The organism is Caulobacter segnis (assembly GCF_003243465.1).
Taxonomy (GTDB): domain Bacteria; phylum Pseudomonadota; class Alphaproteobacteria; order Caulobacterales; family Caulobacteraceae; genus Caulobacter; species Caulobacter segnis_A.
The window spans coordinates 19030-30393 of record NZ_QFQZ01000023.1; the positions used below are offsets into that span (position 1 = coordinate 19030).

Annotated in this window: 8 protein-coding genes and 2 pseudogenes; 3 read left to right on the forward strand and 7 right to left on the reverse strand. The window is 69.1% G+C overall.

Annotated features, from left to right (window positions below):
• The first annotated feature begins 7 nt into the window (after window positions 1-7).
• The gene (locus DI526_RS09460; protein ID WP_304276932.1) at window positions 8-979 is read left to right on the forward strand and encodes a nucleoside hydrolase; all 972 of its coding nucleotides are present in this window, start codon (window positions 8-10) and stop codon (window positions 977-979) included.
• A 114-nt stretch (window positions 980-1093) separates the two neighbouring features.
• Here DI526_RS09460 and guaD read toward each other — a convergent pair whose 3' ends face one another.
• Both guaD and xdhC read right to left on the reverse strand, forming a co-directional pair.
• Complete coding sequence (gene guaD, locus DI526_RS09465; protein ID WP_304276935.1) at window positions 1094-2389, reverse strand: guanine deaminase; 1296 nt, start codon at window positions 2387-2389, stop codon at window positions 1094-1096.
• On the reverse strand, window positions 2386-3396 hold the full coding sequence (gene xdhC / locus DI526_RS09470) for a xanthine dehydrogenase accessory protein XdhC (RefSeq protein WP_304276999.1): 1011 nt from the start codon (window positions 3394-3396) through the stop codon (window positions 2386-2388). The genes guaD and xdhC overlap by 4 nt, the downstream gene beginning before the upstream one ends.
• Between xdhC and DI526_RS09475 the strand changes: the two are divergent.
• Window positions 3396-3511, forward strand: a pseudogene (locus DI526_RS09475) (hypothetical protein); the annotation flags it as partial. The gene xdhC and the pseudogene DI526_RS09475 overlap by 1 nt on opposite strands.
• Here the strand turns inward: DI526_RS09475 and xdhB are convergent.
• Genes xdhB through uraH form a run of 3 tightly spaced genes read right to left on the reverse strand, consistent with a single transcriptional unit; the run spans window position 3511 to window position 7629 of the window.
• Window positions 3511-5847 carry a xanthine dehydrogenase molybdopterin binding subunit gene (xdhB, locus tag DI526_RS09480; protein WP_304276937.1) on the reverse strand — a complete coding sequence of 779 codons (2337 nt, stop codon included), beginning with the start codon at window positions 5845-5847 and terminating at the stop codon, window positions 3511-3513. The pseudogene DI526_RS09475 and the gene xdhB sit on opposite strands and share 1 nt — an antisense overlap.
• Window positions 5840-7282: a xanthine dehydrogenase small subunit gene (gene xdhA / locus DI526_RS09485; protein ID WP_304276940.1), complete on the reverse strand. Its 1443-nt coding sequence runs from the start codon at window positions 7280-7282 to the stop codon at window positions 5840-5842. The genes xdhB and xdhA overlap by 8 nt, the downstream gene beginning before the upstream one ends.
• The gene (uraH, locus tag DI526_RS09490) at window positions 7282-7629 is read right to left on the reverse strand and encodes a hydroxyisourate hydrolase (RefSeq protein WP_304276942.1); all 348 of its coding nucleotides are present in this window, start codon (window positions 7627-7629) and stop codon (window positions 7282-7284) included. Before uraH ends, xdhA begins: the two co-directional genes overlap by 1 nt.
• A 326-nt stretch (window positions 7630-7955) precedes the next feature.
• Between uraH and DI526_RS09495 the strand changes: the two genes are divergently transcribed.
• Entirely contained in the window at window positions 7956-10244 is a 2289-nt protein-coding gene (locus tag DI526_RS09495; RefSeq protein WP_304276945.1) for an NADP-dependent malic enzyme, read from the forward strand.
• Between the two features lie 110 nt (window positions 10245-10354).
• Here the strand turns inward: DI526_RS09495 and DI526_RS09500 are convergent, their stop codons facing one another.
• Window positions 10355-10549, reverse strand: coding sequence for a cold-shock protein (locus DI526_RS09500; RefSeq protein ID WP_035017693.1), 195 nt, complete (start codon window positions 10547-10549; stop codon window positions 10355-10357).
• 126 nt (window positions 10550-10675) lie between these two features.
• Window positions 10676-10879: pseudogene (locus DI526_RS09505) on the reverse strand (cold-shock protein); the annotation flags it as partial.
• Window positions 10880-11364 lie beyond the last annotated feature (485 nt).

Genomic DNA, 11364 nt, shown 5'->3' on the forward strand with positions numbered 1-11364 from the left:
CCCCCAGATGACGACCCCGACCAAGATCATCTTCGACACCGATCCCGGCATCGACGACGCGATGGCCCTGCTGTTCATCGAGGCGAGCCCCGCCCTCGAGCTGATCGCGGTGACGACCATCTTCGGCAATTCCGACATCGACACCACCACGCGCAACGCCCTCTATCTGAAGAGTCGCTTTGGCCTGACGGCGCCGGTCTACAAGGGGACCGACAAGCCGCTCGTCCGCCCCCGTAACCCCTCGCCGACCTTCGTGCACGGCGAGAACGGCCTGGGCGACGTGGAGCTGACGGGCCTCGTCCCCGAGAAACCGGAAGCCAAGCCGGCCCACCAGGCGATCATCGACCTGGCCCGCCAGTATCCGGGCGAAGTCGTGCTGTGCGCGGTCGGCCCGCTGACCAACCTCGCTTTGGCGCTGCGGGCCGATCCCGAGGTCGCCACCTTGCTGAAGTCCGTGGTGATCATGGGCGGCGCGTTCGGCGTGGCCGGTAAGCCGGGCAATGTCACGCCCGTCGCCGAGGCCAACATCTGGAACGATCCGGAAGCCGCCGACCAGGTCTTCACCGCCCCCTGGAACCTGACCGCCGTCAGCCTTGACGTGACGACCCAGGTCGTGATGTCGCCGGACTACATGGACGCCCTGGCGGCTGGCGGCAGCGACGCCGGCGGTTTCCTGAACGCGATCTCCAAGCCCTACGCCGCCTTCTACGGCGGCCGCGACGGCATCGTCGGCTGCTGCGTCCACGACGCGGCGGCCGTGGCCTTCGTGATCGATCCGACGCTGTTCACGGTCCGTCGCGGCTCGGTCCGCGTGATCACCGACGGCATCGCGCTCGGCCAGACCTGCCAGAAGGTCGAGGGCGAGCTGTTTGGCCCCAGCGCCTGGGACGACCAGCCGATCCAGGCCGTGACGGTGGCGGTGGACGGCGAGCGACTGCTGAAGCTGTACGCCGAGACGATGATGGCCAAGCACGGGTGACTCCCCCCACCTGACCCGCTTCGCGGGTCGTCCGCCCCCAAAGGCGGGCGGAAGGCGATCCTTCTTCCCCCTCCGGGGGAGGAGCGCGAAGCGCGGAGGGGGCAAGTGGCAGAACTACCCCTGCCTCCGCCACCGCTCCACGCCGGCCAAGTACGTCCGCGCCACAACCCGGTCATCGCCCAGCACCGTCAGCGCGAACAGCTTGTCCTCCAGCGTCTCCGTCCCTGCCAGCCGCCGCGCGATCAGCGGCGTCGCGGCCAGGTCCAGCGCCAGGAAATCCGCCTCCTTGCCGGGCGCGAGGTTGCCGATCTTGTCGTCCAGGTCCAGCGCCCGCGCGCCGCCCAGCGTGCCGAGATAGAAGGCGTGGAACGGGTCCAGCGCATCGCCACGCAGCTGGCCGACCTTGTAGGCCTCGCCCAGCGTATGGAGGATCGAGAAGGTGGTGCCGGCGCCGACATCGGTGCCCATGCCGACCTTCACCCCGTGGGCGCAGGCGTCCTTCAGCGGGAAGAGACCCGAGCCGAGAAACAGGTTCGAGGTCGGGCAGAACGCCGCCGCCCCGCCCTTGGCCGCCAGGCGCTGGAACGCCTCGCCCTGCAGGTGGACGCAGTGGGCGAAGACCGAACGCTCGCGCAGCAGGCCAAAGCGGTCATAGACGTCGAGATAGTCCCGAGCGGCCGGAAACAGCCGCGCGGTCTCCTCGATCTCGTGGGCGTTCTCCGACAGGTGGGTCTGCATCCAAACGCCAGGATGGGCGGCTAGCACCTCGCCGGCCATGGCAAGCTGCTCGTCGCTGCAGCTGATCGCGAAGCGCGGCGTCACCGCATAGCCGAGGCGTCCCTTGCCGTGCCAATCGGCGATCAGCGCCTCCATGTCGGCGCGGCTGCCCTCGACGGTGTCGGTCAGCCCCTCCGGCGCGTTGCGGTCCATCAGCGTCTTGCCGGCGATCAGCCGCATGTCGCGCGAGAACGCCTCGGCGAACAGCGCCTCGACCGAGACCCTGTGCACCGAACCGAACACCAGGGCCGTGGTCGTACCGTTGCGCAGCAGCTCGTCGAGGAAAAAGGTCGCCGTCTCGGCGGCATGTTCGGGATCAGCGAACCGCGCCTCGCACGGGAAGGTGTGCTGCTCCAGCCAGTCCAACAGTTGCGCGCCGTGGGCGGCTATGACGTCGACCTGCGGGAAGTGGATGTGGGTGTCGACGAAGCCCGGCGTGATCAGGTGGCCGGTCAAGTCCTCGACCGGTGTGTCGCCCAGGCTCGGCAAAAGCTCGGCATAGTCGCCGCAAGCCGCCACGCGGCCGTCCTCGACCAGCAGCAGGCCGTCTTCGTGGAAGGCGACCGCCTCCGCGTTCGAGCTCTTGGTCGGGTCGTCCAGCAGGTGGAGGATCGACCCTCGATAGGCTTTCACGTCTGGGAACTCTCGTCGTTGCGCACGCGCGCGGCTTCCTGGCGCATCAAGAGGTCGGCGGCCACCGAGACCGCGATCACCTCCGGCGCCTTGCTCTTCAGGCCCGGCAGGCCGATTGGACAGGTCAGGCGGGTCAGCACGGCTTGCGAGAAACCATCATCGCGCAACCGGCTCATGAACCGGGCGCGCTTGGTCTTCGAGCCGATGACGCCGAAATAGCCGAAGCCCCCGCCCGCCAGCCCCGCCGAGACGAGGGCGTAGTCCAGGGCGTGGTCGTGGGTCAGCACCAGGCCATAGGTGTCGGGCGTCGCGCCCATGGCCTTGGCGGCCATCTCGGCCGGCTCCAGAACGGTGACGCTGGGGATCTGCGCGGTCTCGGGACGGCTATCGTACCAGGAGAGGCGGAACGGCAGCGGCTCGAAGGCGCGGGCGATCGCCTGGCCGACATGGCCGGCGCCGAACAGCAGCAGCGGCGGTCGCGGTGCGTCGGCCCGCTCGACCAGCTCATCGCCCAACGCTGGCCGCGCCCCGCGGGCGCTGGCCGGCGCGCCGGCCAGGGTCACGGCGGGCGTCTCGGCCTGCGTGGCCAGGATCGGGGCGATGGTCTTGCCCAGGGCGCCGGGATCAAAGCGCGTGCGGACCTCGAAAGGCTGGGCCGCGTCCATGCGCCGGGCCGCCTCGGTCAGCCAGCCGCGGCTGTTGTCGTTCAGGCGCTCGAGGAACAGCCGCACCCGACCGCCGCAGCACTGGGCCAGCAGCGGGCCCAGCGGATAGTCCTGGATCGCGAAGTGGGCCTGGCTTCCATCCAGCATCCGCCGCGCCTGGTCGGCCACGCGGTACTCCAGATTTCCGCCGCCGATCGTGCCGGCCTGACCGCCCCGCCAGACCACCATCTTGGTCCCGGCCTCGCGCGGGGCCGAGCCCTCGGTGGCGAGCACGGTGACCAGGGCGGCCTCGTCGTGGGCGTCGAGGCGAGCGAGCGCGGCGCGGGCCCAGTTCAGCATGATCCCTCTCCCTTAGGGAGAGGGAGAGGGGTGAGGGGTTTAGACGGATGACGGCGTAACCCCTCACCCTCCCACCGCTTCGCGGCGGGCCCCTCCCTCTCCCTATGGAAGAGGGATTTAGACATCGCGCGCTCTCCGCTTCACATCCTCGCACGCCATCAGGATCGCCTCGGGCGTGGCCGGCGCGTTCAGGTCCGGAAGCCGTCGATAGTCGCCGACGCTCGCCACCGCGTGGTTGATCGCCGAGTGCACCGAGATCGCCAGCATGAAGGGCGGCTCGCCGACGGCCTTGGAGCGGTGCACCGTGGCCTCGACATTGCGGCCGGCCTTCCACAGGCGGACATCGAGATGCGCCGGGCGGTCGCCGCAGGTCGGGATCTTGTAGGTCGAGGGCGCGTGGGTCCGCAGCCGCCCCTGGGTGTCGTAGACCAGCTCCTCGGTGGTCAGCCAGCCCATGCCCTGGATGAAGCCGCCTTCGATCTGGCCCAGGTCGATGGCGGGATTCAGAGACTTGCCCACGTCGTGCAGGATGTCGGCGCGGGTCACCTTCATCTCGCCGGTGAGGGTGTCGATCAGCACCTCGCTGCAGGCCGCGCCATAGGCGAAATAGTAGAACGGCCGCCCCGTGTGGGTCGCGCGGTCGTAGTGGATCTTGGGCGTGGCGTAGAAGCCCGTCGCCGACAGCGAGATCCGCGCCAGATAGGCCTGGCGCGCGAACCAGCCGAACTCGAAGGTCTCGCCGCCGACCCGCACGCCATCGGGCGTGAAGGCGACTTCGTCCGGCGCGACGCGCCACTTGGCGGCGGCGAAATCCACGAGCCGCGCCTTGATCATCTCGGCGGCGTTCAGCGCGGCCATGCCGTTGAGGTCCGCCCCTGACGAGGCCGCGGTGGCCGAGGTGTTGGGCACCTTGTCGGTGACGGTCGAGGTGATCTTCACGCGCGAGACATCGACCTGGAAGGCCTGGGCGACGATCTGGGCGACCTTGATGTTCAGTCCCTGCCCCATCTCGGTCCCGCCGTGGTTCAGCATGATCGAGCCGTCGGCATAGAGGTGCAGCAGCGCCCCGGCCTGGTTGAGGTGCGTGGTCGTGAACGAGATGCCGAACTTCACCGGCGTCAGGGCGATGCCCTTCTTCAGGATTGGGCTTGTCCTGTTGAACGCCTCGATCTCGCGGCGGCGGGTCTGGTAGTCGCAAGACGCGGCCAGCTCGTCGATCAGCTGTGGCGCGACATTGTCTTCCACCACCTGGTGGTAGGGCGTCAGGTTGCGCCCCTCGCCGCCATAGAGGTTGCGGCGGCGCACTTCCAGCGGGTCCAGGCCGGTGGCGGCGGCCACCGCATCCATGACCCGCTCGATCGCCAGCATGCCCTGCGGCCCGCCGAAGCCCCGGAAGGCGGTGTTCGACACCGTGTGCGTCTTGAAGCGGTGCGACAGGATCTCGACCGCCGGCAGGTAGTAGGTGTTGTCGGCGTGGAACATCGCCCGGTCGTTGATCGCCATCGACAGATCGGTCGTCGCCCCGCAGCGCGAGGCCAGCTCCAGCGAAAGCCCCGTCAGCCGCCCCTCGTCGTCGAAGCCGACGTCATAGGCGACCTCGAAGTCATGCCGCTTGCCGGTCATGACCATATCTTCGTCACGGTCGGGCCGACACTTGGCCGGGCGGCCCGTCTTGACCGCGACCAGGGCGGCGGCGGCGGCGAACAGCGCGGCTTGCGTCTCCTTGCCGCCAAAGCCTCCGCCCATGCGGCGCACCTCGACGGTGACGGCGGTGTGCGGCCGGTCGAGCACGCGGGCGATCAGGTGCTGCACCTCGCTGGGGTGCTGGGTCGACGACCAGATGTGGACGTCGCCGCCTTCGCGCGGCGTGGCGAGGGCCACCTGCCCCTCGAGATAGAAGTGGTCCTGGCCGCCCATCGAGAACCGGCCCTGTACGCGGCGCGGCGAAGCCTCCAGCGCGGCCTGGGCGTCGCCCCGCGCCATGCGCTGGCTGGCCTCGATCTTCAGGTCCATGCCCCGAGCAGCGGCGATGTCGATCGCGGCGGGCAGGTCTTCGTACTCGACCACGGCCTTGACCGCGGCGGCGCGGGCGGCGGCGATCGATGTGGCGGCGACGGCGAACAGGCTCTGGCCGACATGGACAACCTCGCCATCCGCGAACAGCCGGTCGTCATGGATCACCGGGCTGACGTCGTTCTCGCCGGGAATGTCCTCGGCGCTCAACACCAGCACGACGCCGGGCGCGGCGCGGACGGCCGACAGGTCGAGCTTGACGATCCGGGCGTGGGCCCGCGCGCTCATGCCCAGGTGCACGTGCAGCAGGCCCGGCGGTTCGGGCAGGTCGTCGATATAGATCGCTGAACCGGCGACATGCCGCTCGGCGCTGTCGTGCGGCAGGGCGGCGTGAACGCCGAGCGGCGCGGTGAGCGAAGGCGCGACACCGGAGTCAGCCATGGGCGCTCTCCGGCTGGACGCGGGTTTCGACCTCGGGCGAGGCGCTCTCCAGGTACACCTTGCGGAGCATGTTGCGAGCGGCCAGCGCGCGGTAGGTCGCCGAGGCGCGCATGTCGCTCATCGGGGCGTAGTCGGCATCGAGCGCGGCCATCGCAGCCTCGATGGTGGCCTCACTCCAGGGCTGGCCGACCAGCGAGGCCTCGCAGGCCAGACCCCGCTTGGGCGTTCCGGCCATGCCGCCGAACGCGACCCGAGCCTCCCTCACGACGCCGCCCTCCACCGCGATCGAGAAAGCGCCACAGACCGCCGAGATGTCCTGGTCGAAGCGCTTGGACAGCTTGAGCACCTTGAAGATCCGCCCCTCGGCCAGCTTCGGAATAATGACCGCCTCGACGAACTCGCCGGACCGGCGATCCTGCTTGCCGTACTCCAGGAAAAAGGCCTCCAGCGGCAGCTCCCGCCGCTCGTCGGCACGGCGCAGCACCAGGGTCGCTCCCGCCGCGATCAGGGCCGGCGGCATGTCGCCGATCGGCGAGCCGTTGGCGATGTTGCCACCGATCGTGCCGCTGTTGCGCACCTGGGTCGAGCCCAGCCGCCGCATCATCAGGCCGAGATCCGGATAGAGCCGGGCCAGGACATCGATGGCGTCGACATAGCGGACGCCCGCGCCGATGCGCAGCGCCTCGGGCGTCTCTTCGATCGCCTTCAGCTCGGCGACCTCGGACACGCTGATCAGGGTCGGCAGCGGCCGCCGCTGCTTGGTGACCCACAGGCCGACATCGGTGGCGCCGGCCACGATGGTCGCGTCGGGATGCTTGAGATAGGCTTCCGCCAGCTCATCGACCGTTCGGGGCGACAGCCAGGTCCGGGTGACGCCGTGGACCTCGTCCTCGAAGCTCAGCGCCAGCATGGTCTCGTCGCGGACGGCGGACAGGTCGACCGCCGGCCGGGCTTCGGCCGCTACGCCCTTCGCCACCTCGATGATCGGTCCATAGCCGGTGCAGCGACAGAGGTTCCCGGCCAGCACCTCGCCCACCGGCGCGTCCGCGCCCTTAGCCCCGACCGCGCGCCCGTACAGCGACATGACGATGCCCGGCGTGCAGAAGCCGCACTGGGAGCCGTGCCTGTCGACCATCGCCTGCTGGACCGGATGCAGCGCCCCGTCCTTGGCCAGACTCTCGACCGTCACCAGCGCCTTGCCATGCAGCATCGGCAGGAACTGGATGCAGGCATTGACCGCTCGCCACGCGACGCCCTCTCCTTCCACCTCGCCGACCAGGACAGTGCACGAGCCGCAGTCGCCCTCGGCGCACCCCTCCTTGGTCCCGGTCCGGCGCATGGGGCCGCGCAGGTGCTCCAGCAGGGTGGTGGTGGGATTGGCCCCACGCACTTCCTGGACCTCGCCGTCGAGCAAAAAGCGGATCACCTCGCCCATCAGCTGCCCCGGTAGGTGGAATAGCCGTAGGGCGAAACCAGCAGCGGCACGTGCCAGTGCTGCTCGGTGTTCGAGACGGCGAAGTCGATCACCACCACGTCCAGGAACGGCGGATCGGTGATCGGCAGGCCCGAGGCCTTGAAGTGGTCGCCGATCGAAAACTCCAGGCGATAGCCGCCGACCGTCAGGGCCTCGCCCTCGATCAGGCGCGCGCGACCGTCGGCGTCGGTGCGCAGCTCGGCGACCGGCGTCCGGACGCCGCCTTCGCGCCGCGACACGCGCACCGCGACGCCCGCCGCGGGCCTGCCCGCCGCCTGGTCAAGGATGTGTGTCGTCAGTCCGCTCATCTCGTCCGCACTCCGATCGAGTCGATGCTCGGCCGCGCCCGTCGCCGTGTCCAGCCTTGCGGGCGGCCCGCGAGGCGCGCGCCGCAAACCGCCAAGGAACACGGCGCGCGGCGCCCGAAGCGCAGGCAGTATATAATAGATTTATTACTTCTAGCAGCCCCGACGCGCGACCACCGCGACCGCTCGAGGTCATGTTTCCGGCAACACACATGGGGCGCGTCGCTCAGGGTTGGAAAAACCCGTCATCCCCGGTAGCTAGACAGGGGACGGCCCGCGAATGAGACGGGCCGCGCGATAATGCGCGCAGAGCTTCTAGAGGGACACAGATGGACGAGGACTTCCGCAAGGCGGCGTTGGATTATCATCGCCTGCCGCGCCCGGGAAAGCTGGCGATTGAAGCCACCAAGCGGATGGCCACCCAGCGCGACCTCGCCCTCGCCTATTCCCCTGGCGTGGCCGCGCCCTGCCTGGCGATCGCCGACAATCCCGACACCGCCCGCGACTACACCGCCCGCGGCAACCTGGTCGCGGTGATCTCGAACGGCACCGCCGTCCTCGGCCTGGGCGACATCGGCCCCCTGGCCTCCAAGCCGGTGATGGAAGGCAAGGCGGTCCTGTTCAAGAAGTTCGCAGGCATCGATGTTTTCGACATCGAGGTCGACGCCAAGGACCCCGATCGGTTCATCGAGGTGGTCGCGGCGCTGGAGCCGACCTTCGGCGGCGTCAACCTCGAGGACATCAAGGCGCCGGAGTGCTTCGTCATCGAGCGCGCCCTGCGCGAGCGGATGAACATCCCGGTCTTCCACGACGACCAGCACGGCACCGCCATCGTCTGCGCCGCGGCCGTCCGCAACGCCCTGCTCGTGCAGGGCAAGGCGCTGAAGGACGTGAAGCTGGTGACTTCGGGCGCCGGCGCGGCGGCGCTCGCCTGCGTCGACCTGCTGGTCTCGATGGGCCTGCCGGTCGAAAACGTCACCCTGACCGACATCAAGGGCGTGGTGCACGCCGGCCGCGATCCGGACATGCCGGAGAACATGGCCCGCTACGCCCGCCAGACCGACGCCCGCACCCTGCCCGAGGTGCTGCCCGGCGCCGACATCTTCCTGGGCCTGTCGGCTCCGCGCGTCTTCAAGCAGGAGTGGCTGCCGCTGCTGGCCGAGAAGCCGCTGATCCTGGCCATGGCCAATCCGGATCCGGAGATCCTGCCCGAACTGGTCCAGGCCTCGCGCCCCGACGCCATCATGGCCACCGGCCGCAGCGACTACGCCAATCAGGTCAACAACGTCCTCTGCTTCCCGTTCATCTTCCGCGGCGCGCTGGATGTGGGCGCCTCCGAGATCAACGAGGCGATGAAGGTCGCGGCCGTCGAGGCGATCGCCGAGCTGGCCCGCGCCGAGGCGTCCGAGGTCGTCGCCTCGGCCTATGGCGGGACTGCGCCGGTGTTCGGTCCGCAGTACATCATTCCCAAGCCGTTCGACCCGCGCCTGATCCTGCAGATCGCCCCAGCCGTGGCCAAGGCGGCCATGGACAGCGGCGTGGCCACGCGCCCGATCGCCGACTTCGACGTCTATCGCCAGGAGCTGGAGCTTTTCGTCTATCGCTCGGGCCAGCTGATGCGGCCGGTGTTCGAACGGGCCCGCAAGGCGCCAGTCAAGGTCGCCTACGCCGAGGCCGAGGACGAGCGCGTGCTACGCGCCGTGCAGACCGTGGTCGACGAGGGCCTGGCCGCGCCGGTGCTGGTCGGCCGCCGCGAGGTGATCAAGGCCAAGATCGAGGAGCTGGGCCTGCGCCTCGACGTCGGCGGCGCGGTCGAGATCGTCGACCCGCAGGCGGATCAGGCGCTGTTCGGCCCGCTGGTCGAGGACTACCAGAAGCTGGTGGGGCGTCGCGGCGTGCCGCCGGCGGCGGCCGAGCGCCGCGTGCAGGGCCGCCGCACCGTGGCCGCCTCGATGCTGCTGGCCTCCGGCTATGTCGAGGCCGCCCTGGTCGGCGGCAGCGGCGACTGGTGGCAGCACCTGAAGTACGCCCTGCCGATCATCCCCAAGCGCGACACGGTCAGCCGCGTCTATGCGATGTCCTCGCTGATCCTGGACAACGGCACGCTGTTCTTCTGCGACACTCACGTCAATGTCGACCCGACCGCCGAGCAGATCGCCGAATGCGCTCAGCTGGCCGCCGAGGCCGTGCGCCGCTTCGGCCTGACGCCCAAGGCCGCCCTGCTCTCGCACTCCTCGTTCGGCGCCAGCAACTCGCCGACCGCCCGCAAGATGCGCGAGGCCCTGACGATCCTGCGCGAACAGGCGCCGGAGCTCGAGGTCGACGGCGAGATGCACGCCGATGCGGCCCTCAGCCAGCATCTGCGCGACCGCCTGGTCGCCGACAGCCCGCTGAAGGGCTCGGCCAACCTGCTGGTCATGCCGACGCTGGACGCGGCCAATATCGGCCTGACCCTGCTCAGCGCGGCCACGGAGTCGCTGCTGGTCGGACCGCTGCTGCTGGGCATGGCCAAGCCGCTGCACGTGCTGATCCCCAGCGTCACCGCCCGCGGCATCGTCAACCTGACCGCCCTGGCCGTCAGCCAGGCGGCGTCGGAGCGGACGCGCGCCGCCAGCTGACACGCGCCCTAAAACGACAAAAGGCCCCGACCGACGCTTCAGCGTCGGGCGGGGCCCTCGAACGTCTCTCGAAAAGGCCGTCCGACCGGGCGGCCTTTTCTGGTTTGCGCTTAGAGGATGCGCAGGTTGCCGGCCGAGGTCTTGCCCGAGCGGCGGTCCTGTTCAAGCTCGTAACCGACTTGCTGGCCTTCGTTCAGGCCACGCAGGCCGGCGCGCTCCACGGCCGAGATGTGCACGAACACATCGCCGCCGCCGTTGTCCGGCTGGATGAAGCCAAAGCCCTTGGTCGTGTTGAACCACTTCACGACGCCGGTGCCGGACTCGCCGGTGCCGCTCGAGAAGTTGTTGCGGGGAGCGCTGTCGAAGCCGCCGCGCGCCGGTCGGGGAGCGCCGCCACGACCACCGCCGGCCGGAGCCGGGCCATGGCCCGTGACGCGCAGTTGGCCGGCCGAGGTCTTGCCCGAACGGCGGTCCTCTTCCAGCTCGTACGCGACTTGATCACCTTCGTTCAGGCCCGACAGACCCGAGCGTTCAACCGCGGCGATATGGACGAACACGTCCTGGCCGCCGTCCTCGGGCTGAATGAAGCCAAAGCCCTTGGCCGGGTTGAACCACTTAACGACACCGTTCGCCATATTATCCTCAAACACCTCAATCGACGGGCTGATAGTCGGCCCGCGTCCTTCCAAGGAAAGTCATGACGCAAAACCGCGCCACGCGCTATGGGCTTTGAGCGGAGAAAATCAGCCGGAAGGCGGCGGTGACCCAAAAAATTCACGGATCGTTCAGCGAGCGTGGCGCCGATGCCACTCTAAATTGCACGCTGCGATACAGAAAAACCCCGGCCGCAATCGGACGGGGTGGGTGTGTTGTCCGGGGAGCTTGGCTGCACAACTGCGCCGGCGCGCCGATTTCGTCGGGCTCAGCATGAGAGCTAAGGCCCTAAGCTCTAAAGAGAAAGTGGAAGGAATGAGGCGTTTGAGGAGCACGCGTTCTATCAGCCCGCCCACGGAAAGCAAACGGAAAGTTCAGCGCTGACGGGGCGGAATCGAACCTTGTCGGGGACATTTCGCGCGTCTCGGCGCGGCCAGGGCGCGCGACCATGACGAATTCCGCACGC